General features: G+C 36.2%; 17 protein-coding genes. 8 read left to right on the forward strand and 9 right to left on the reverse strand.

Annotation, left to right across the window (positions count from 1 at the left end):
• From H9X96_RS12000 to H9X96_RS12010, 3 genes are all read right to left on the reverse strand, one after another.
• Positions 1-870, reverse strand: a complete 870-nt coding sequence (locus H9X96_RS12000) for a glycosyltransferase (RefSeq protein WP_187666509.1) — start codon at positions 868-870, stop codon at positions 1-3.
• 63 nt (positions 871-933) lie between these two features.
• Complete coding sequence (locus H9X96_RS12005; protein ID WP_187666706.1) at positions 934-2,382, reverse strand: lipopolysaccharide biosynthesis protein; 1,449 nt, start codon at positions 2,380-2,382, stop codon at positions 934-936.
• A 5-nt stretch (positions 2,383-2,387) separates the two neighbouring features.
• Positions 2,388-3,680, reverse strand: coding sequence for a nucleotide sugar dehydrogenase (locus H9X96_RS12010; protein ID WP_187666510.1), 1,293 nt, complete (start codon positions 3,678-3,680; stop codon positions 2,388-2,390).
• Positions 3,681-4,384: 704 nt separating this feature from the next.
• Between H9X96_RS12010 and H9X96_RS12015 the strand changes: the two genes are divergently transcribed.
• The 6 genes from H9X96_RS12015 to H9X96_RS12040 all read left to right on the forward strand — a co-directional run bounded on the left by H9X96_RS12015 (position 4,385) and on the right by H9X96_RS12040 (position 9,547).
• The gene (locus tag H9X96_RS12015; protein ID WP_187666511.1) at positions 4,385-4,789 is read left to right on the forward strand and encodes a helix-turn-helix transcriptional regulator; all 405 of its coding nucleotides are present in this window, start codon (positions 4,385-4,387) and stop codon (positions 4,787-4,789) included.
• Positions 4,790-5,154: 365 nt separating this feature from the next.
• Positions 5,155-6,096 carry an AraC family transcriptional regulator gene (locus H9X96_RS12020; protein WP_187666512.1) on the forward strand — a complete coding sequence of 314 codons (942 nt, stop codon included), beginning with the start codon at positions 5,155-5,157 and terminating at the stop codon, positions 6,094-6,096.
• Positions 6,097-6,302: 206 nt separating this feature from the next.
• A complete protein-coding gene (locus tag H9X96_RS12025) occupies positions 6,303-7,190 on the forward strand; it encodes a helix-turn-helix transcriptional regulator (RefSeq protein WP_222943895.1) in 888 nt (295 codons plus the stop codon).
• Positions 7,191-7,435: 245 nt separating this feature from the next.
• Positions 7,436-8,029, forward strand: a complete 594-nt coding sequence (locus tag H9X96_RS12030; protein WP_187666514.1) for a Crp/Fnr family transcriptional regulator — start codon at positions 7,436-7,438, stop codon at positions 8,027-8,029.
• Positions 8,030-8,265: 236 nt separating this feature from the next.
• A complete protein-coding gene (locus tag H9X96_RS12035; RefSeq protein ID WP_187666515.1) occupies positions 8,266-8,718 on the forward strand; it encodes a MauE/DoxX family redox-associated membrane protein in 453 nt (150 codons plus the stop codon).
• Between the two features lie 514 nt (positions 8,719-9,232).
• Positions 9,233-9,547 carry a DUF6520 family protein gene (locus tag H9X96_RS12040; RefSeq protein WP_187666516.1) on the forward strand — a complete coding sequence of 105 codons (315 nt, stop codon included), beginning with the start codon at positions 9,233-9,235 and terminating at the stop codon, positions 9,545-9,547.
• Between the two features lie 48 nt (positions 9,548-9,595).
• On the opposite strand, the gene H9X96_RS12045 is transcribed toward H9X96_RS12040, so the two are convergent.
• From H9X96_RS12045 to H9X96_RS12065, 5 genes are all read right to left on the reverse strand, one after another.
• Positions 9,596-11,113, reverse strand: coding sequence for a TlpA disulfide reductase family protein (locus H9X96_RS12045; protein WP_187666517.1), 1,518 nt, complete (start codon positions 11,111-11,113; stop codon positions 9,596-9,598).
• Positions 11,114-11,128: 15 nt separating this feature from the next.
• Entirely contained in the window at positions 11,129-12,529 is a 1,401-nt protein-coding gene (locus tag H9X96_RS12050) for a RagB/SusD family nutrient uptake outer membrane protein (RefSeq protein ID WP_187666518.1), read from the reverse strand.
• 6 nt (positions 12,530-12,535) lie between these two features.
• Positions 12,536-15,973 (reverse strand): SusC/RagA family TonB-linked outer membrane protein, encoded by a 3,438-nt coding sequence (locus tag H9X96_RS12055; RefSeq protein ID WP_187666519.1) that lies wholly within the window; start codon positions 15,971-15,973, stop codon positions 12,536-12,538.
• Between the two features lie 383 nt (positions 15,974-16,356).
• Positions 16,357-17,469: a FecR family protein gene (locus tag H9X96_RS12060; protein ID WP_187666520.1), complete on the reverse strand. Its 1,113-nt coding sequence runs from the start codon at positions 17,467-17,469 to the stop codon at positions 16,357-16,359.
• Positions 17,470-17,633: 164 nt separating this feature from the next.
• Entirely contained in the window at positions 17,634-18,215 is a 582-nt protein-coding gene (locus H9X96_RS12065; protein WP_187666521.1) for an RNA polymerase sigma factor, read from the reverse strand.
• An 894-nt stretch (positions 18,216-19,109) separates the two neighbouring features.
• On the opposite strand from H9X96_RS12065, the gene H9X96_RS12070 reads away from it, so the two are divergent.
• Positions 19,110-21,581 (forward strand): penicillin-binding protein 1A, encoded by a 2,472-nt coding sequence (locus H9X96_RS12070; RefSeq protein ID WP_187666522.1) that lies wholly within the window; start codon positions 19,110-19,112, stop codon positions 21,579-21,581.
• 159 nt (positions 21,582-21,740) lie between these two features.
• Here H9X96_RS12070 and H9X96_RS12075 read toward each other — a convergent pair whose 3' ends face one another.
• Positions 21,741-22,091: a GIY-YIG nuclease family protein gene (locus H9X96_RS12075; RefSeq protein WP_187666523.1), complete on the reverse strand. Its 351-nt coding sequence runs from the start codon at positions 22,089-22,091 to the stop codon at positions 21,741-21,743.
• Between the two features lie 134 nt (positions 22,092-22,225).
• Between H9X96_RS12075 and H9X96_RS12080 the strand changes: the two genes are divergently transcribed.
• Positions 22,226-23,002, forward strand: a complete 777-nt coding sequence (locus H9X96_RS12080; protein ID WP_062548002.1) for a LexA family transcriptional regulator — start codon at positions 22,226-22,228, stop codon at positions 23,000-23,002.
• Positions 23,003-23,077 lie beyond the last annotated feature (75 nt).

The following is a 23,077-nucleotide window of genomic DNA, read 5'->3' on the forward strand; positions in this document are numbered from 1 at the left end:
TTAATAAAGTAAAAGATATTTTATGGTGCTAATCGCATTATTCAGCTGTAAATGCCTGATATCATGACGTAAATAATTCTTGGAATATACTTTTAGCAGTTTCCATTTAAGTGAAGTCGGATATTTAAAGTTTTTGATGATGACATTAAAGTCGCTGAGCATCCTGCCTCTAATCACCTGGGGATCTACCATGCTCCAAACTCCGCCAACATGTTTTCTATAGCAGCTCATCACTTCCGGCATCACATATATTTTCTTCCCGGTAACTGCTGTAGCGTATAATTTCAAGAACTTATCCGGTGCATGGCATTTAAGATACCAGTCCTGATTCCCCATGTGAGTGACATCCAGGCTCGTTCTATAGATCAGCGTTGCGGTAAAGGTTTCATCTTTGTTTCCTTGTAAAATGTCCTCATAACCAAATTCCAGACTTACAGGGCTTGGATGTACATAAAGTGTTTCACCATCCTGGTCAATAATTTTCGAGTAATGACAGCAGATAATATAGTCTGGATTATGCTCTAGAAAGTCAATTTGTTTTTGAAGTTTATAAGGATCCGTCCAGAAGTCGTCACCTTCACACATCGCCATGTATTTTCCTTTGGCCTGTTTAACGATTCTGTTGAAATTATCTTTTAATCCTACATTCTTTTCAGAAGTGACCATTTTAATGATTTCAGGATAGTTTTTTTGATAGAACTCTACGATTTCCCTGGTTCCGTCAGTTGAGCAATCCTCACCGACCAGAACTTCAAATTTGAATTTTGTTTTTTGCATTAGAAACCCTTCAATTGCCTGAGCAATGTACTGCTCATGATTGTAGGTTAAGCAGCTCACGCTAACCATAACTTCTTGATCATTTGTTTCCATGTTTTGTGATTAATTCCAACAGTTCATTAATTTTCCTTTCGAAGACTTCGGTTAAGGATATTTTTACTGATATAATCTTTTTAAGACGAGTTGTTTAAAATCAATAATTGCAGATAATTTAAAGAGGTAGCTCGCAGCAAAGTAAGCCACAAAATAAGTGAGGCCTAAAACTATAATTCTGAATAGATCATTAAAATTTGAAGCGACAAGGAGCTTATCGAAAAAAAAGCAAGTGATCCCGACAAGCCCGGAAATGAATAAAGTGGGTAGAATATCTCCTATTTGCTTTACAAAGGGATAGTTGATAAACCTGACGGTATAGATTGAATTGATGTACAAGCCGAAAAAACTAAAAAACAATTGAAAATAAAGCAAGCCATAAATTCCAAAAGGGAATACGCAGAGAATGCCGATTACACAAAGTACTTTTTTTATCATCTCCAGTCTCAAAAATAAATGAGTCTGACCTTTTACCTTTAAAATATTCAAGTTGTAGGCATGTATTGGATAAGTGATACCTGCAACGCATAAAATCTGAAAATATGGGACGGCCGAAAGCCATTTATCAGTCAGCATTAATCGAAATAGGGGTTCAGCCACCACACACAGTGCAATTAAAGTTGGTGCCATCCAAAATAATACTTGCAGCATTACTTTCCGGTACACATATACCAACTGCTCATTGTCGTGTGACAGGTTTACAAACATTGGAAAAGTGACTTTATTAACGGCCGATGAGATGATACCTATTGGCAATTGACTAATGGAATCGGCTCTGGAATAAAACCCCAATTGGGCCGGAATATAGAATTTCCCTATAATAATGGTATAGATATTCTGATACAACTTATCAATCATGCTAGATAAAGTAAGTTTATACCCATAGTTAAAATGGCTTTTAAAACTGACCGCATCAAATATCAGCACTGGTCGCCAGGAAGAACAATACCAATGGAGTATAGTAGATATCAATGAAGTAACGAGACTCATCCAGACCAGACTCCAAGCTCCATATCCCATTTTCGCTAAAAAAACGCCTACTATCCCACCACCTATTACTGATGGGATCTGAATCATTGTCATTGTCTTGAACTTCATCTCTTTCACCAGCAGTGTTTGCTGAATTCCAAAAAATGCATTTATGATTAAGGAGATCCCATATACCCGAACGACATTACTGAGCACTGGCTGTTCATAAAATCTGGCAATAAAGGGAGCGGAAAAAAACAAGATCGCATATACCAATACACTGCCAATCAGGTTGAAATAAAAGACTGTAGAGCAATCCTTTTGCGTGACTTCTGTTGTTCTAATTAAGGAGGAAGTTAGTCCACCATCCAATAAGGAGTTACCAATTACGATAAAAATAGACAGCATTGCGATCAAACCAAATTCTGCAGGAGAAAGGATTCTGGCCAGGATTACAGTAATAATGAAGCCTATAAATTTTGAGCTTAGCTCCTGCCCCACAGACCAAAGAACACCATAAACTGTTTTCCCCTGTAGATCCATCACCTTTATAATCGGAAATCAACTGATGCATTAGGGAGCAAAGATTTAATATCATACACTACTGTATTCTTTTTACATAATCTGCCCAACTCAATACTTTTAAACTCCTGATGGGCAACCGCAACTAGGATCCCATCGTATTTTCTGGTTTTAGACTCCCCGTTTTCACATATAATACCATATTCATGTTTTGCATGCACCACATTTGCCCATGGATCATGAACAGTGACCTCTACATTGTATTCTTTTAACCTATTGATGATGTCAATAACTTTAGTATTTCTTACATCCGGACAATTCTCTTTAAATGTGAAGCCCAATACCAGCACTTTTGCGCCAACAATATGGGTATCTTTTTGAATCATTTGTTTCACCAACTGATCGGCTACGTAGGCACCCATCCCATCATTTACCCTTCTTCCAGCCAAAATAATTTCTGGATGATATCCTGCTTCCTGGGCTTTCTGCGCCAGATAATAAGGATCTACGCCAATGCAATGGCCCCCAACAAGACCTGGTCTGAAATTTAAAAAGTTCCATTTGGTGCTGGCAGCATCTAATACTTCATTGGTGTTGATGCCTAAACGATTAAAAATCATCGCCAATTCATTAACAAAAGCAATATTAATATCCCGCTGTGCATTTTCAATAATTTTAGCTGCTTCGGCAACTTTAATACAGGAAGCTTTATGAGTGCCTGCTGTAATGATCGATTTATACAATTGGTCCACGATCTCTGCAATCTCAGGGGTGGAACCCGAAGTTATTTTAAGAATATTTGCTACCGTATGCTTTTTGTCACCAGGATTAATCCGTTCTGGAGAGTAGCCTGCATAAAAATCAATGTTAAACTTAAGCCCAGAGATTTTAGCCAAAACGGGTACACATTCATCTTCTGTAACGCCCGGATAAACTGTTGATTCATAAATGACAATATCCCCTGCCTTAAGAACGCCACCAACAGTGATGCTTGCATTAATTAAAGGCATCAGATTGGGTCGGTTATTCTTATCTACCGGCGTAGGCACAGTAACAATAAAAATACTGCAGTTTTTTAGAAGTTCAGCGTCATTAGTACAGAATAAGCCCTTTTCAGAAGTACAGGTTTTGGTAAGTACCTGATTCAGTAAATCAGTATCTATTTCAAGGGTATGATCATATCCTGACCTGAGTTCGGAAATACGCTCCTCATTTATATCAAAACCTAATACTTTATATTTCTTAGCAAATTCCACTGCCAAGGGGAGCCCCACATATCCGAGGCCGATGATACCAATTTTAGTACGCGAATCTAGCATGTTTATGGTTTTAATAATGAATGAATCAGAAAATGATTTTGGAATTGATGCTTTTAAGAAAGCGACAACGGACCTAGGAAATTGAGGAGGATAAAAGTGATGGTCATAAAGTTAAATGCGGGAATCAAATCATCAGGATCACTTATAGCTTCGCTACATCAGTTACAGCAGCTGATTTTGAATTAAAATATCCAAGAAATCTCACCCCCTCTTATTTAGAAACTTTTCAGCTATTGTTCAGGCATGTTCATCTTGAAAAATAGCTGTGGGATATAAAACACCTTTTAAACAGGCGATTACACAGATTAAAGCTAGACAATATTATTTGAGAAATCATTACAATTGTAAAAGTTGTCAATGTATTGTATAAATTATACAATCTACTTTACACTCTGATAAAAACTGAACACAATCACTGCACAAACAATTCCCCATACTTACACAATCTCAATGATTGGATACTTGAAATCTTCTCTAAGATAAAGCTAATCACTAAAATAATCAACCACTAATTATCTTCATAAAAATGGCCCAACATGAATAATTCATTAATTATTTTCAAAACAGTGAATAATAATTGGACTAACAACTTAAATTTTACTGAATTGGTATAATTTTTTCATAGGTATTTGTACGATCAGCAATCCCACTGGTCTTGTATATTTTCATATAGGGTTTTGTTTAATTTAAATGTTTAATAAATTATGACACCTAATAAAGGAGATGTGATCGAACGTGTAGTACGCAAAAAGATCGGAATCAGTGAGCTTTCGAGAAAGCTTCAAGTGAGCAGAACAGCAATCTATAACTGGTTTGAAAATGGCCAGATAAATCTAGAGACGATCTGCAAAATTGGCCAGGCCATAGATCATGATTTCACCAACGAATTTCCAGAGGAATTTGCTAATGCTCAGAACTTATCTCCGGATTTCGGCATTACTCCAACAGAAAATAAAGATGGAGCGAAGAGTGTAGATTATTGGATTAACAAATACATTAATCTGCTGGAGCAATACAATGATTTGCTACTGGATCTCAGCTATCCGAATTCAAAAACAAATTCAGTCGATCTGAAGACTGGAATCTCTGAAAATTTGAGCAGTCATTAGTTAAGAGAAAACAAACCACGTTATTATTATTTTTCTATTCCTATAAATTTACTTTTTAAGCATGCTATTGCTATCTCCAGAATTTCAAATTCAGGTTTGAACTGAGGTATTCCACTGCTATTGTCTAGTCGAAAAACGCGCGATATCACCTCTAATATCTCTAATTTATAACTAAATCATCCATTTTACTCCTTCCTAAAAACAAATTAAAAAAGTGCTGTCCATTACAGAAAAGCAAATAAACTTTGTAAAAAAAACAAAAAAAGATAATATTCTGAAAAATTTGCCAATCATATCTAATTTTTTTAAGTTTACATAAATAATTTCGAATTGTTTGCTCTTAATGCAACGAATATCTTTCCGATATGAAAAATATTGCTCGTTTATTGAATGACTTAAATAATATGACTCCGCTGTCGGCTGGATTTTGGAATGAAATACAGCCATTAGTGATCGAGAAACATAGAAAACTAGGTTATTTATTTTTAAAACCAGGACAAATAGCCAGTAAAGCATGGTACTTGATTGCCGGTTTTATTTTAACTATCAGGGCAGGTTCGGATAGGGAAGAAATTGTAGAAAAGATTTATTACCCCAAAGATATTGTTACAGATCTGGAAAGCTTTTTCGAGCTCATTCCTGTTCGTTTTAAATTCCTGGCCGTTGGAGAGGTGACTGTTCTTGAAATTAAAAGGCCAGGTATAACGAAGCTGGAACAGTATCCAGAGACCTGTAAACTGATCCAACATGTTACATTCATAGAAAAGAAAGGCACAGAAGAAATTCTCCAAATGCTTCGTCTGCCTGAAGAAGAACGGGTGAAATTTTTTCTAGAAAACTATCCAGTTACTGATTTACCACCACATTATGGAGCATCCTTCCTCAACCTGTCATTGGATAAATATTTAACTCAAGCACAGCAACTGGCCTCTTCAAACCAGATAAAGACAAAAGAATCTGAAGACTTGGAGAATACGAACACTATTGCCTATAAGATAATGGCCTACTTGATCGCCAATTATGCTCAGCCAGAAATTGGGAATACAAAAAAAATTGCAGCTATGTTTAATATGACCAGTGTAACATTAAACAGGCTATTCACTAAGATTTTTGGCTTTACCGTATATAAGTTTATTACCAAACAAAGAATGACAAATGCAGAAAAGCTACTAAAAAGTGAACCACTTACGGTAGGAAAAGTAGCATTGGCTGTTGGGTACAAAAACATATTTCATTTTAGCAAAGTTTTTAAAAGCTACTACGGTTATCCTCCAAAGCAAAACAAAAAACGAAAACATTCCCAATAGTGGTTATTTATACTTTTTATACATTATAATTGACCATCTCCGGTGAAAATTGTCAATTTTATCTATTTTTATGTAGAGATAAAGGGTTTAAATTTGATTAAAGAAACAAATTTATGCGCTCTCACGTTAAATTACTTTTCAAACCAAAAAAATTAATTCATCCTCCCTTCGATCAACGATTTGGTTTGAGCTCGATCCCTTTAAATTTGGCAGACGCCAGCTATATGATTCTGGATGATGCTGAGGTCTTAGTACAATCCATCAATCACCACCTTGCTGACATTCAATTGTATGACTATAATGTGAAGACCAATTTCGTCGTAGATTTTGAAGTGACCAGAGATTTATTTTTTTTGATAGCCATGCAGGATGATTCTTCTGTAATTCATGAAGACGACAATAAGGGCATCTTTGAAATACCGGGTAATACCTGTATATTATTTTACCTCAAGGCAGGGAAATATAAGCAAAGCATGACGGCTGGGAAGCATCAGATGCTGTCACTCAGTATAAAACCAGAATGGTTTATTTCAAAATATGACACGATAGAAGAGTTAAAGGAATTCATTGACAGTTTCAAAAACAATGATCTACTGAATTTCAGGTTGCCCAGTGTTAATATCACCCAGCAGATATTCAACAGTCTTAAAAAATTAGGCAGTTTATCAGATCACAGGGACATTGAAATAGACCTGCATATTTTCCTGAATGAATGCATTAGCAGGTATTTGCTGAAGTTAGGACAAGGAATGGTCACTATAAAATATCAGCAGAATAAAGCAAAAGAAATTGCTGAGTTTGTGAAAAAAAATTATGCAAGCAAAATTGTTGGTGATGAAGCGGAATTAGCTGAACATTTTATGATTTCTACCACGATGCTGATCAGGCTGGCAAAGCTTGCTTTTAATAGGCCTTTACACCAACACGTAATAGAGTTAAGGATGCACCACAGTTTAAAATTACTTTTAACTACTCAAAAAACCATCCAGGAAATTGCTGCAAATGTTGGCTATGAAGACTCTAAATACTTTAGCCGTGCATTTAAAAAGAAGTTTGGAATCCCTCCTAATGAGATCAGAATGTGCAATATTTAGCAGAGGGCAGGTGGATTTTCCCTTCACAACCTATAGGTCTAAAACAATGTGTTTTGCCAGAAAAGTCCGTTTGAATAAAAAAAATCAAACCCTAACTTTATGTTCATTAAGGAATTACAGAACATCTCTCCAAATAACCATGCACTCAAAACCTTATTCCTTATCCGTATTTGTTGTCATTTTTTTAATCTGCAGCGATGAAAGTACTTGGAAGCGAATTAAACAAAACAAGATTAAGACAGATCATGAGCAAAGAAATAATTCCAAAAATGGAATTGTTAGTCGGCCCCTTAACTCAGGAATGTATGGAATACATGATCTTAAATAGTCGGATTAAGCAGGTAAATAAAGATCAGTACCTGGAAGAAAGCGGAACTTATGACGCTGGTCATCTGCATTATATTTATAGCGGAATAGCTCATAGTTTTTATTATGATGATGAAACCGACAAAACATTTATCACACGTCTATGGAAAAAAGAAGACATCATATTTGATGTGAAAAGTTTCGTAAACTGTGAAGACAGAATGGAAAACATCCAAATGCTCGAAGATGGTGAAGTCATTTCTATAGATCATTTTCCCCTAAAAAACTTATTAAATAATTCACCACAGCTATTCACACTCTTTACACGCTTGCAAATAGAAAGAGAAACCTATAACAAGTTTTATCAGCACCTACTCAAATCATCCGTAGAAGCGAGACTTATGCTGTTCCTAAAACATAATCCAACGATCATTAACAGAATAAATAGGGATTGTATTGCACAGCACTTAAACATGTCTAGATCCAGGCTGAGTACAGCATACGCCTTATACAAGCAAAACAGAAACAGCTGATTTTGTTACTTATGTAACACCTGTTTGTTGCAAATGGAACAAAAACACAATCCTGCAGCTCCTACATTTGGTATCACAAAACACTAATAGTCGAACACTACCTTACCAAGTCCTGATCACACTAAACTTAAGCAGGTTCCATGGCACAGATGATTTATCGCATGCACATCAGCTCTATACCAATTGCAACAATGAAAATTAATAGAATTAATGAACTACGCTCAAAAACTGTAAATATGGAAACAACATTGAGAAAGCAACCAAGATTGTATTTATCTGAAAATACTAAGCAGATTATTGTGGATTGCATTTGCTATGCGTTTATAATTCTGTTTGTTTATACGGCGAGTAGTAAGCTGCAGGATTATGCTGTTTTTCAAAGGGGATTGAGCCATTCGGTATTACTGAAGCCTTATTCTGCAATATTAGCTTGGCTAATTCCTGCAGTTGAAATACTGATTAGTATGCTGCTAATTGTCCCGAAAACGAGAAGATATGGATTGGTTTCCTCGCTACTGATCATGATCGCTTTTACAAGTTACTTAATCTACATGATCAGCTACGGAGGACCTAGGACCTGCGGATGTGGTGGGGTAATTGAATCATTTACCTGGGTTCAGCACATTTGGTTTAACATCGCCTTTATCTTGCTAGCAGGCATAGCCCTAATGTTTAGTAGGAGAAAATAAAAGCTAATTTTTCAAAATCTTTTGGATCATGAAAAAGATAATTTTCAGCTTATGTGTTGCGATAGTTGCATTCCTAAGCGCAACATATGTTAGTGCAAGTAAACTTAGTACTTTAAACCATTTTTATGCTCACACATTTGATGACACCTATGTTAAAATGTATGGTTTCTATACAGGACTAGACTGCACAAATTTTAATGGTCGAAGTGATCTCTGTGCATATTATATAGTACCTATTATTTATCGAGATAGTTATCCAGGTAGTCCAAGTCATTCTCCAAGTTTTCTTCCGGACACTTTATATAATTATGACGTTAACCTTTGGTACCAGTTAGGATATTCAATTCCACATTCATCCGGAAAAGACATCTATATGCCAGATTGAAAATAGTTTCAAAAAACCATGCTTAGAGCATTATACAATATAAAAACACTCGTGCGCGCGATACAGGTAAGGTTGTAGCCTGTATAAAGAAATATAACAAAACTTAAACATAACTAAATTCTTACAATTATGAAAAAAGTATTTTTCGCACTATTTGCAGTGGTAATTGCAGTTGGTGGAAGCGCATTTACAAATGCTAAAGAGTTGGTGGACCGCCCAGTTTATGGAGGATCTTCATTAACTCAATACGATCAAATCACGATTCCATATACTAATGTTGATTGTGAAAACACCTCTGATAAAACATGTGCATTCCAAGTTACTGAGGCTGGAGAAAGTATTGTTACCGAACTAAGCTATACTGATGCACAGATGGCCAGGTTTCTATTAGATGGTAAAGTAGAAGTAGCTCCTGGTTCAAGCAAAGGCTTATACAATCCATAACTAAATTTAGTACAAATTATGTAGGGCACTTTCGCTCCTACATAATTTTTAATTTATTGCTTTTTCTAATAACTCTATTAATCTAGCACCATTTACCGAAAATTCTTGACCATTCTGAACCAACAGAGAGGGCCTTGGGGGTAAGGCCGAAAACATTATTCCATCTTTAATCACAAATACTGTTGGAAAGCCAGTAATATTATAATACCTTATAAGGTCATGATTAGCACCTTCTCCATTCGTATATAAATTTATTCCTGTATCGTGTGTATAATTACCCATTTCAACAGACTTTAGCCACTGTTGCTTATTTCTATCAATGGAAACGCTCACAAATTGAATTTGTGTATTACCATGAAAATAATTAATAATTGGTTTCATTGCTTTATTTAAAATTGCACAATTTTCACAGCCTGTAAACCAAAAATCTAATACGACAACTTGGTTCTTAAAACTATCCAACGTAAAACGCTTACCAGTTTCGTCTTCTAAGCTGAAGTTTTTAAATGGAACGCCAATCTCCTTAACCTTTATTTTGCTTACCAAAAGAGTATTATATTTCTCTGATTTAACTATTTTTAATATTTCATCAAAATAGCATAAAGCAGCTTCATTTTTGTTGGTACGTAAAGCAAATATTGTTAATAATTTATCTCTTAAATCACCATCAAAATTAGTGTTAATATTTTGCAAAATTTTTCTTACACACGAATCAGAAAGCGTTGGACTGTATTCATAATGCCCCATTCTCTCTATAACATTAAACTCTTCAATAAGATAATTTGTAAAAATTGGAGAAGCTTCTAAGATTTTATTAGCAAATTTAGGCAGAACACGAATTTTAATTTTTTCATTATAGTATTTCTTAAATACTTTAAAAAAATCTTCATTCTGCCTCAACTGCAAATCGTAACTTCTCAACTGAGAATAATAGCGATAACCATAGCAATTAGCGGTAAGTACCTTAGCAAAATCCTCACCTAAAGCGAGCCTATGGCTTTCAATTACTCGAAGCTGTAATTTTAGCGCCGAATCCCCACTCTTATCTAGTTTCTGAAGATAACGGAGGTACGCTTTATCGTTTAGCAATTTCAAATCTGAAGTTACTACTTTATAACTATGTTGAATGATTTCACTCTGTACATTTGGAATTAGAGCTCCTTCTCCCGAGAACTTGACATCATTTTTATTTAGATCAATATTTAAATTACTTCCGGCTTTTATAATATAGATATTATCGATCCAATAGTGTAATCCAATAGGAGCTTTGCTACCTTCATAATAGATATACATGTATAAGATATCAGAAAGAGAAGGTACGTTAAAAATATTCCCCTGTTTTACAGCAATTTGTTCATAAGCAAATTCCTTACTTTTATTGTATTCAACGCCTGCGAAAGGATAAGCAGAAATTTGAATCTTAATCACAGGATTCTCCCCCAAATTTAAATCTATATCATTTAATTTTACATGTAAAATAGTATTCTTATATACTTCAATATCTCCAGCAAAAGCTGAATGATTATAAAAAAAAAACACAAAAAAAATAATTATAATTTTGTTCATCCTAATAAAATTTTGTTATCGTAAATTCTGAGTGATGCCGCTAAATGCAATTTCAGCCGAAGGTATTGGAAATACATATTTCGGATCATTAGGCAAAAGCGAATAAGTTACCCCATTAAGTAATCGAGTTAGTGTTATATTAGCTCCTTCCTTGTTTAACCTCTTTAGATCTTCCCATCTGATCCCCCTCCAAATTAGTTCTTTTCGACGCTCAGTGAGCAATACTTCCATTGCTTCTTGCTGACTAGTCACTTGCTTAGGTATAAATTTTGAAGTTGGGAATCTATTTATTAGAAGTTTATTTAAGACTGACATACTACCATTAAAATCTCCTCTTCTCGCAACACATTCTGCCTTGATCAAATAAATCTCATCTGTGGCAAGTCCGGTAAAAGGATAAGATCCTGCCCCGAAATAACCTCTATTCATTACTAATCCTCCACCATTCGCAACTACAAAATAAATTTTAGCCCTTAAATCCTCAGAGTCATATAAGTTCAACAGTGATTCCTTAATTTTGATATTACCATTATTTTTTCCTGTTGCCATCCCTAAAAAAGTTGAGGTTGTACATGTTACAAATATGTTTTCTACATTAGTTCTCGAGAATGGAGTTGTATTAGGAAGTTTAACACTGTTATAATCAATTAACTTAGAATACAGAGCCAGACAATTATCCGAAGCAAATTCTGCTTTCCTGTACTCTCTCATATTTAAATAAATTCTAGCTTCTAGAGCATAAACTGCTGCAAGGGAGGGTCTATTCTTTTGCTCCGATGGTATACGCTGTTTTTCTAACATTTGCTTTGCAACATTTAAATCCCGGAAAATTTGTTCATAAGTTTCCTGAAGACTTGAGCGCTGCATTATTTCATCAATAGCAGGCGAAACTTTTAATGGTATTCCCAAATCATTTGCAGCTGTTTGCGAGTCATAACTCTTACAAAAATTTGAAGCAAGGACATAAAAAAAATATGCTCTATTAAAATGTGCCCATCCCTTCAAATAATTGTGCTTTTCTGTATTATCTCTAGTCAAAGGAATTCTCTCTAATCCGGCAATGGCATTATTAGCATAAAATATACATTTATAAGGAGTAAACCAATCATCTAAATTAGGTAAGTCTTCATATAAATCTGACGCCCATATATAGGTATTTCTTTCAGCTACAGTAGGGAGCGACTTCCAAGTATTATAGTCCCTATATTCAAATTCATCAGACGAAATAATCGCCAATGCAGGTGAACTAAAGGAATAAAAAGCCGGATTATCCAAAAGCCCCGTAATATCACCTAATGTAGAAGGCAGGACTATTTTTGAAGAAGGCTTCTCATCAAGAAAATTCTTCTTGCATCCCACCATAAATACTACTAGAAATGCAAAAAAAACAGCATTACACGTTCTTTTATTTTTCATAACAAATTAAAAATTAGCATTAACACCTAAGGAAATATTTTTTGGCATCGGAAAACCTGCCATCACATCAGGATCCAAGTCTTTTTTATTAGCTACCCAGATTATACCTAAATTGCTTGCATAAGCATATAACTCAAGTGACCTAAACCCTATCTTTTTTATTACTCTATTCGGCATGGAGTAACTCATTTTGATATCATTTAATCTAATATGATCACCTTTTTCAACTGTAGCTTCAGAATTATTATAAAATTCATCACGGCGACTATTGGCTGGATAAACTAAAGAAGGAACATCCGTAAACCCCTCATCTCCTGGATTCTGCCATCTTTGCCCATACTCAGGCTGTTTATAGCTTCCTGCAAACAAAGCACTATAGTATATTGAATTCCTTCTAAAAGAATACCCCATTTTATATATAACATTAATTGAAAGTTCTATACTTTTATAAGTGAAAGTATTTCTAAATCCCCCAAAAAAGGTAGGGACTCTAGAACCATGAAATACCAACTCAGAAATATTATTAACTTCCCCAATTTTTATGTAATCAGTACTAATTTCTGAATTCAAATAGCCCTGTGGATTTCCTAACTGATCGAGTCCTGCTGATTTATAACTGAAGATTGAGTTAATTGGATAACCTAAAATCGGATTCATAAACACGGTATTGTTTACCACATCAGTATTTGTTCCTTTATTTAACATATAAGTGGTTATTTTATCCTTTGAGAAATTCAGTATAAAATTGCTATGCCATTTAAATAGCTTATCAAGATTTCTAGAATTTAGTTGAAGATCCATTCCCCTTGTTTTTGTATTAGCAGCATTGCCAGTATAAGTTTGGACACCACTTTGTGGGGCTATTGGCGAAGTCCCAATTAAGTCCTTCCCTTTTTTAATATAAAACTCTATACTTCCACTGAGAACACTTCTTTTTAGATCAAAGAAAAGGCCCAGATTTATATTTTGGACACGTTCCCAGCGTAATGAGGGATTTGGGGGATTTATGATCTCTAAATATGGTGCATTGTAAAGATTTGGCGAATAAGTAAGTGCTGTTGTAAAGGCGGTAATAGAATTATTAACATTGCCGTTATACCCAAAGCTCCCTTTAACTTGCAATTGTTGCAAAAAATCTAAACGATAAAATGGTTCATTATCTATATTCCATGCAACACCTGTAGACCAAAGTGGCACACCTTTTTGATTCCCGTTAACGCCAAACAAATTGGATCTATCTTTACGAAAACTCCCCGAAAGAATATAACGGTCATTATAAGAATAAGTCAAATTGGAATAATATGAAATATAGTTATTAATTGTTCCGTCCTGCGAAATTGGATTTGAATTAAAACGGTTACTACTCGAGTTATAAAAATAGGGAAAGGTGGTTTGATTATCTCGAACTATACTTGTTTTCGTTTCAGGGTCATACCCATACAATCCTATACTACTACTTTCTCTATTTTCTGAGCGGATCTCATATCCAATGATTGCACTTATTGAATGTTTAGTTAAAAATTGCTTTTGAAAATCCAGTTGAATACGGCCATAATTTGTATTCATAAAGTTATGGCTCTCCGTATAAATATTCCCCATTGGAAATGGATACTTTATTTCTCCTGTAGCCTCATTAATTTGGGTGTACTTATTGATTTCGTTTCTTACTCGAAATGAATTCAAATCGCCCATCATTTTATTTACTCCAGTAGACTTAAAGTATTGATAATTTGCTGAAATTGATAAAGGTGTTAAAATTTTATAACGAGCACCTGTATTAAAACGAATCTCTGTTGATTCAGAGTTATACGTACTTGCCTTTAGTCTAAGTTCGTCTAGTGGCCTGTATTTCCAATCTAATAATCGCCCCTTACCAGCTACATCCGTATAGGATGCACGTAATACCCCATCGGAAACAGGCAAAGGAATTCCATCAGGAGTAGCAATTTGCTCATATGGGGTATATGCATAGAACCCATTTCCAAAATCATTCAGAGACGTTGATCGGTTTAACACAAATTCGGTAGTTACTTGTAATCTATTATTAAAAAAACCATAAGTATTAGCTCCTCTGGCAGTATACCTTCTGCTAGATTTCCCTACATCAATGGGATCATTACGATCATAGCCAATAGAATAATTATAACTATTATTAGTTCCACCACCATTTAAATTCAAAAAATATTGTTGTTGCATCCCTCTACGATAGAAATACTTATCCTTTTGATCTCTTATGTCATATTGTTTTAAAGCCTCAATCTGAGCATCTATTGATGCTGCATTTTCTGGTGTTTTTTTTGCGAGCAATTCAATTACAGGAGTAATGAATGACCAATTATCTCGAAGCGCTGCAGTGTATTTACCCTCTGAGAATAAAAACTTTTCAATGTCTATCCATTCAGCAGAGCTCAATTGAGGTTCATAATATAAATTTGGTTTATCAGTTAAGGTTATATTAGAATTTAAAGTAACCTCTGGCTTTTTATTAAAACGTCCTTTCTTTGTGGTAATCACAATCACTCCATTTCCAGCCCTAACACCCCAAATCGAAGCTGCAGATGCATCCTTCAATACGGTCACGTTCTCGATATCATTTGGATTGATAGAATTAAGGTCACCCTCATAAGGAAAATTATCAATAACAATAAGCGGCTTCGTATTAGAAAATATCGTGCTTCTTCCTCTAACACTAATACCTGTTGGATTTCCAACAAGAGGATCTATTAACAATCCATTAGTCACTCCTTTTAATCTACTGAGTAAATCTGGACCAACCGCTCTATTTAGTAACTTATTATCTACTACCGTAAATGAACCTGTAGCTCTATCCTTTTGTACATTCTGATATCCTGTACTTACAATTTGTACTTCATCCAGCTTATCACTACCCGCTAGTAGTTTAATGGAATTAGAAGCGTCTGCAGCCTTTATTTCTATAGTTTCGAACCCCAAAAATGATATGACCAAAACCGCTTTATCATCCACATTTTTCAAGATAAACTCCCCTTTATTATTTGTCAATACAGTCCTGGAGCTTCCTTTGACTTTTACAGTCGCCCCCACCAATGGTAAATTACGCTCATCAAGCACACGGCCAGAAACATCAATTGGAGCAGTATTCCTAACAACAGATTCCCGAAAGGAAGGCTCTTCTCTCCTAATCACGATCATTTCGTCTTGTACTACATAGGTTAATGGTTTTCCAATAAGAACTTTCTCCATCACCTCCTCAATACTTGCATTTTTAAAATTGGCTTCTATAGCTTCGGATATTTTGATCACCTCGTCTGACCATAAAACTTTATAGCCCGTTTGTGCCTTAATGGCTACAAAAAGATCCCATAGATTGGTTTTTTTCTTCACATAAGTCACGTTCTTTTGGCTGAAGCCTGAAGCGCTGACTTGCATAAGCGTGGCGATAAGTATAACGGTGGTTAGGCGCATTATCCGCAGGATTTTAAAGACAGAACATTTAAGTTTGTCGGGTTTATAGCATATTCTGTCCATTTCATCTGGTACGACAAGACTTAGGGCTAGGCGAAATCATAATTTTGCTCATGAGCTAAAATTTCCTAAGTTTGCTTGTCTGATTTTAAGTTGATAGTCACTCTATTATCTGTAATTTCCGGCATTTGGCCAGGATGTGTATCGAGCACTCCTGGCCTTTTCTGCCTAGTCCCTGGGGGGATTTATGTTGAATTTCTTATCACACGGCTCATAATTTCAGTCAGGTTTAGGTTGAGGTAATTCGGTTAATTATATAGTCCTCCTGTACCAAGTTGCGGAACAGTTGAAACAAAAATGAGAGCGTTAACCAGATTGGAACGTTATTGGGTAACTAGGATCTTATTATCATCAATTTTAAATTTCACATCTCCGGTAAGCTCCAGCATACCGAGCACTTTTGATACTTTTTCAAACTTGGAGATAGAACCTCCAAATATTTTTCTTTTTACTTTCGGATCTTCAAAAACAACTTCCACATCATACCATCTGGATACTTTTTTCATGATCTCTTCCAGCGACTCATTCTTAAAGGCAAACTCACCGTTCTTCCAGGATATCGCCAAATCAGCATCTGCAGGTGCGATCTCAATGACATTCCCAGAGTTAATGGCCTGCATTCCCGGCTTAAGGATCTTTGTACTTTCTCGCATAGGATTTCCAGTGCTCGATATAGTTGCGACACGAACACTCCCTTCAAAAAGCGTGGTTTTCACGGAACCTTCATCTCTATAGCTATTAATATTGAAATGGGTCCCTAAAACAGTTACATGCTGTTCATCCGTGCTGACCACAAATGGATGTTCTTTATCTTTTGCTACTTCAAAATAAGCCTCTCCAGTAAGCCTTACACGACGGATCCCCCCATCTTCTTTTAAAGCCGTCCTGTAAGTTAAACTTGAAGCCGCATTTAGCCATACCATAGATCCATCTGGCAAACGTACCTGGTATGTTCCACCACGCGGCGTTGAAATTGTAAATGTTTTCGATGCTTCATGGTGAATCAATGTTCCATCATTATAGGTCAATCTCGACGCATCAATTACAACACCTGTTTTTGTCTCACTTAATGGAATCTTTTTTCCACTTTCAAGAGTCAAAAGCGCTTTATTACCACCTGGATTAATATCCGCTACATAGTGATCTGGAGTACTCTTCTTTACAGAGAAAATAGTCCACACGCCACATACAAGTGCTATCGAAGCCGCAATTAAAAAAGTGACTAAAGGCCTGTTCATTTTCCTGGTGATTACCGCAGGTATTTCTTGTCCTCTAAGAATGCTGCGTTCTTCTGCAGCCTGCAATTCTTTATCCGTCAGCTCAATTGCTGTTGGATCCTGCTCCAGGAGTAAATTTTCAACAAAAGCTAATTCTTCGGGGCTGCAATTACCTTCATTATATTTTTCCAGTAAGTCCGCTATGTTTAGCTTTTCCATTTCTGATCTATTTGATAGGTTTTATCGTAGTCTATATTCTTTTACACGACCAGAATTAGTTTATCAATTGAACTACATTCCTTTTCATGCCTTACACAACTACAGTACACTATTGTCAACTTAGGGTTCAATAAATATTTAAAAAAATGTTAAGTAGCTGTCAATTAGATCAGAAAAACAAACACCATGACTGGCCCCAGCTTAGTTTTTAAGGTTTTTAAGGCCCTATGCATATTTGTTTTCACCGTATTTTCAGGAACTTTCAGATATTCCGCAATCTCTTTACGGCTCATAGCCGTCTTTCTGCTCAATTCAAAAACTTCCCGCATTTTAATCGGAAGCGCAGCAATTTCCTTTTCTATCAGTGCGGAGAGTTCATTTGATCGAACCAGTAAATCTGAGGACTCATGTTCCTCACAATAGGTAGCTTTAAAGTGGTCAATATAACGCTGAGAAATCTTTCCTCTTCTAAAATGCAGCAAAACCCTGTTCCTCATCGCTGCGAAGATAAAAGGCTCGAAGCCATTCGCGTAAGCATATTGACTACGCTTCGCCCATAAATCAACCCACACATCATTCACCAGATCTTCTGCCAGTGGCAGATCCGTTACCCTCCGATAAGTAAAGTTGATTAAGATAGCACTATACCTTTTTAGCATTTCATTAAAAGCCGAATGGTCATCTGCCCTCAGTAAATCAACAAGATGAGCGTCCGAATAGTCTTTATAGTCAGCAATTGATCTCATATATTCCAACCTAAAAATATCAAGTTTGAGCCTTATAATAATTATATATTTTTTACACTTTTATAGCTCTAAATATGAGGATACGCCCTATTTTCGGCAGGTAAGGATTTCAAATCACCAGAGTTTTTGATAAATGTAATTATTTCGATAAAAAAATCGCCACAAAGTACACTGTAACAGCCATTTAACATTTTAATAGCTGAGAAGCACATAAGTTTTATCCTTTTTTTATAAGTATTCATCGATTTAGTTGGAATTGTAGGTATTATCATATTTTTATACATAACTGACAATTTTAAGGTTATTTATTCTAGTGATAATCAGGTTAAAAATGACCCTCAATTCTAAAGCGATCCAAAAGGTAATTCCTTAAAGGATGCCAAAATTGGGTATTGGCGAGTAATTGAAATTTAAAGTAAATAGCATACAGCAAACCGATCAATCAGTACGATACTGATAAAGATCAGATTGAAAAATTAGATAGTTTTAAAAATTGACTGAATAGATATTGATGGTTGGCCGACAAACAATTGCCTCTCAATAGTTACTCCTGGAGGGATCTATATTATAATAGTATACCTCAATTATGACCCACATTGGTAACGTAAACTAATATAACAAGAATAGCACAATAAACAAAATAATTATCTAATTAAAACATCAAATAATCTCCATAATCAATTTAACCTTAAGATAGTGCAGATAGAATTTTTAGACGTAAATTGTCTATACGCTATTTGACTACGTTAAGGCACTTTTTATAGACGAAACACATAAGAAGGCCTTTTGAACAACAAATAAGTGCATTCGCAATTTTTTTATGTTAATTTGCGTTACAAGTTTTAACAAAATTTAACACGAACTATTTTACGTTTTTTTTTCATCTTTACGTCCATGTTTAAAGAAATCCGCAATAAGTATATTCGCTACATCAGCATATTCCTATATTGCATCATCATATTCTTCTGCGCCCTGCAGCTCAACTTCTTATGGCTATTTGGCTACTCCCCATCTTATAAAGACATCAAAGCGCCCACTCAAAGTGTAGGCTCTGAACTTTATACCGCTGATGGGAAACTGATCGGCCGCTATTACAAGGAAAACCGTACACCGGTTAGCTTTAAAGAGATCTCACCCAGCGTTATTGAAGCGCTAATCGCTACCGAAGACGTTCGTTTTTATAGCCACATGGGCATAGATTTCCGTTCCCTGCTGTCCAGTGGTATTTCTACAGCTACCGGCGACAAACGTGGGGCAAGTACCATTACACAGCAGCTGGCAAAAAACCTTTACCGCACCAGATACAACAAATCACAAGGTGTCATTAAACACATCCCTGTAGTTCGCACCATTGTTTCCAAGTTAAAGGAATGGATGACTGCCGTAAAACTGGAATCCAATTATTCTAAAAATGACATCATCACGATGTACCTCAATACGGTCTCCTTTGGCAATAATGCTTTCGGCATAAAAACGGCCTCCCGAGTATATTTCGATAAAGGCCCAAATGAACTTCAGGTACCAGAATCTGCATTACTGGTAGGAATGCTAAAGGGAACATCGATTTACAACCCTTTGAGAAATCCAGATAAGGCCCTGGAACGTAGAAATGTGGTTCTCGCTCAGATGAACAAGTACAATTACATCACTAAACCACAATTAGACACTTTTAAGAATACACCAATCAAACTTAAAGAAGGTAGCATTGAAGAAGGAGGCGACGGAGATTCTTATTTACGTGCGGCAGTCGACAAGTACCTTGAAAAATGGGCAGACGAAAATGATTACGACCTTTACGAGGATGGCTTAAAGATTTATACCACCATCGATTCAAAGCTGCAAAAATATGCAGAGGAAGCCGTAGCCGATCAAATGAAGATCATTCAGAAAAGATTCTATAGCGTTTGGGGTAATGAAGACCCTTGGCAGGATTCTGAAAAGAAGAAAGTAGACTATCCTGATCGCGCCATGCGCAAACTGCCTATCTATGCCTTATTAGAAAAGAAATACAGCAACAGTCCGGATTCTGTTAAAGCCTACTTCAATAAAAAGAAGAAGATGAAAATCTTTACCTGGAAAGGCGATCGTGATACCTTATTCTCTACCATGGATTCCATACGCTACTACGGAAAGATCATGAATGCCGGAATGATGACCATGGATCCATTCAGTGGAAAGATCAAAGTTTGGGTGGGCGGTATCGACCATAAATTTTTCAAATACGATCACGTAAACCAAAGTAAAAGACAGGCAGGATCAACCTTCAAACCTTTCGCTTACCTGGCTGCATTGGAATCAGGAATGAGTCCTTGCGACAAATTCACCGATAAACCTGTAAAAATCACATACCAGGAAAAAGGTAAAACAGAGTATTGGGAGCCAAAAAATGCAGATTGGAACTATAGCTACAGAGAAATGTCTCTGCGCTGGGCTATGGCAAAATCCGTAAATACCATTACTGCACAAGTGACCGAAGCAGTAGGTGCAGATAATGTGGTGAAATGGGCTAAAGAATGTGGTATTGAAAGTCCGCTGCAAGCCGTACCATCTGTGAGCCTTGGCCCAAATGACGTTTCCGTATTTGAAATGGTAAGGGCCTACAGTACTTTCCTCAATGAAGGAGTAAGAACAGATCCTATCTTAGTGGAGAAAATTACCGATCAGGACGACAATATCATTGAAGACTTTAAAGCGAAAACAAAAAGAGTGCTTTCTGAAGAGATTGCATGGCTGATGTTATACATGCTTCGTGGAGGTATGGAGGAACCAGGAGGAACATCTCAAGCACTTTGGGAATGGGATCTTTGGAAAAAAGGAAATCAGATCGGTGGAAAAACCGGGACTTCTTCTGACTATGTAGATGCCTGGTATATGGGCGTTACTAAAGACCTGGTCACTGGTGTTTGGGTAGGATGTGATGAACGTACCGCTCACTTTAACAACGGTGCAAACGGAGAAGGTTCAAGAACAGCCTTACCAATTTTTGCGAAGTTCATGGAAAAAGTATATCATGATCCTAGTACAGGATATACCTACGGCCCATTCCCGAAAGCTAAAGTAAAAATTACCAGAACAATTGATTGTCCGAGTCCGAGAATTAAAGTAGATACCGCGACTACAGATAGTTTAGCGGTAGATTCCACTAATTTTGATGCACCCGCAATGGATGATCAGCAGCCGGTATTAAAAGAAGAAGACATCATCAAAACGGAGGATAAAAAGACTCCAGAACCGGTAAAACCATCTGCCACTGAGGTTCCTTTAACCAGAAAAGAAAGAAGAGAACAGAGAAAGAAAGAACGTGAAGAAGAAAAAGAGAAAGAGCGTATAAAGAAAGAACAGGAAAAAAACAAGCCAGCTAAGTAAAGCGGTCCTATACCCTTCCGTATTTAAACAATGTCCTATAAAATATAGCCAGCACACCGGCATATTTTATAGGACATTTTATATAAATGGGATTTTGTAATTCAATACCACCACATTCCCTAGCCGCATCCCCAGCATTCATGAGCACACCATAGCATGCTAAGACATGATGTTAAACGGCAGCGCCACCTGATTCAACAATGGCTTACTACTGAGGATATGCTCAAAATCCAGACCTATCGTCAGGTCAATCCAATTTGGATTACAAGACCTCACCATCCGTTCCTTCTGCATCCTTGTAAAACGACTGATCACCTTAAACCTTCCCAGTGCCTGGGCCTCAGTCTTGAATTCTTCAAAATATACCAATCTGGTGAGCTGCTGCCCGCAATCAAAAAACAGATTCGGCATCTGCTTATAAAAATCAAGCGTTTTAATTAAATCAGCGCTCATTCCAACATGTAAACTCTTGCGGTTTCTATCGGTTACGATATATACAAATTTCTTCATGACTGTAGGTTTAAATGATACAAACTAATTAAGTTAGTATACCTATTTGGTATTCGAATTATAATTACTAACTTTATTGGTACAATAATACTAACTATATTAGTAAAAACAAATAAATACTAAACTTTTATTTTATGTCAAATATCTCCCCTAACCTAAAGTATCTAAGAAAGAAAAAAGGCCTCACACAGCAACAATTCGCTGATGCTATGGGGATTAAGAGATCTCTTATTGGTGCCTACGAAGAAGACCGCGCAGAACCAAAATACGATTTGCTAAAAAAAATAGCAGAATTCTTTGACCTCACAATTGATGAGTTTATCAATGAAAGTATCAGCGATAGCTGGAAACCTAAGCTAAAAAGCCAGGGTTCAAACCTAAGAATACTCAGTATTTCGGTAGATAAAGACGACAAAGAGAACATCGAAATGGTCCCGGTAAAAGCAAGTGCGGGCTACCTGAACGGATTCTCTGACCCAGAATACATCAAAGACTTACCGAAGTTTCAACTGCCCCTGCCCTTCTTAAAACAAGGTACATTCAGGGCTTTCGAAATTTTGGGAGATTCCATGCTGCCTATCCAATCCGGCAGTATCATCCTTGCCGAATACCTGGACAATTGGAATGATGTTAAAATAGGAGAAACTTATATTGTCATCAGTAAAAATGAAGGCGTAGTTTATAAAAGAGCGGGTAACAAATTCAAAGAGAACAAAGAATTGAAGCTCGTTTCCGACAATAAGCTATACGATCCTTATACCATTTCGTCAGATGACATTCTGGAAATATGGAAAGCAAAAGCCTTTATCTCTTCTACCCTTCCAGATCCAACACCAGAACCAAGTATTGAAACCTTGAGCAGCATGATGGCACAAATGCAGAAATCAATCTCTCAGCTCAATAAAAACTAAAAAAGCGTTAAAAAGAACAAAACCTAGGCATAAATTAAAAATAAAGAAAGCAGGTTCCTCCTGCTTTCTTTATTT

It is taken from the genome of Pedobacter sp. N36a (assembly GCF_014472395.1).
Taxonomy (GTDB): domain Bacteria; phylum Bacteroidota; class Bacteroidia; order Sphingobacteriales; family Sphingobacteriaceae; genus Pedobacter.

Coding starts and splice junctions, on each gene's coding strand:
- H9X96_RS12060 (WP_187666520.1), bottom strand. CDS start 17,469: ATGGAAAAGCTAAACATAGCGGACTTACTGGAAAAATATAATGAAGGT.
- H9X96_RS12070 (WP_187666522.1), top strand. CDS start 19,110: ATGTTTAAAGAAATCCGCAATAAGTATATTCGCTACATCAGCATATTC.
- H9X96_RS12020 (WP_187666512.1), top strand. CDS start 5,155: ATGAAAAATATTGCTCGTTTATTGAATGACTTAAATAATATGACTCCG.
- H9X96_RS12055 (WP_187666519.1), bottom strand. CDS start 15,973: ATGCGCCTAACCACCGTTATACTTATCGCCACGCTTATGCAAGTCAGC.
- H9X96_RS12045 (WP_187666517.1), bottom strand. CDS start 11,113: ATGAACAAAATTATAATTATTTTTTTTGTGTTTTTTTTTTATAATCAT.
- H9X96_RS12075 (WP_187666523.1), bottom strand. CDS start 22,091: ATGAAGAAATTTGTATATATCGTAACCGATAGAAACCGCAAGAGTTTA.
- H9X96_RS12035 (WP_187666515.1), top strand. CDS start 8,266: ATGGAAACAACATTGAGAAAGCAACCAAGATTGTATTTATCTGAAAAT.
- H9X96_RS12015 (WP_187666511.1), top strand. CDS start 4,385: ATGACACCTAATAAAGGAGATGTGATCGAACGTGTAGTACGCAAAAAG.
- H9X96_RS12040 (WP_187666516.1), top strand. CDS start 9,233: ATGAAAAAAGTATTTTTCGCACTATTTGCAGTGGTAATTGCAGTTGGT.
- H9X96_RS12080 (WP_062548002.1), top strand. CDS start 22,226: ATGTCAAATATCTCCCCTAACCTAAAGTATCTAAGAAAGAAAAAAGGC.
- H9X96_RS12065 (WP_187666521.1), bottom strand. CDS start 18,215: ATGAGATCAATTGCTGACTATAAAGACTATTCGGACGCTCATCTTGTT.
- H9X96_RS12050 (WP_187666518.1), bottom strand. CDS start 12,529: ATGAAAAATAAAAGAACGTGTAATGCTGTTTTTTTTGCATTTCTAGTA.
- H9X96_RS12000 (WP_187666509.1), bottom strand. CDS start 870: ATGGAAACAAATGATCAAGAAGTTATGGTTAGCGTGAGCTGCTTAACC.
- H9X96_RS12030 (WP_187666514.1), top strand. CDS start 7,436: ATGAGCAAAGAAATAATTCCAAAAATGGAATTGTTAGTCGGCCCCTTA.
- H9X96_RS12005 (WP_187666706.1), bottom strand. CDS start 2,382: ATGGATCTACAGGGGAAAACAGTTTATGGTGTTCTTTGGTCTGTGGGG.
- H9X96_RS12010 (WP_187666510.1), bottom strand. CDS start 3,680: ATGCTAGATTCGCGTACTAAAATTGGTATCATCGGCCTCGGATATGTG.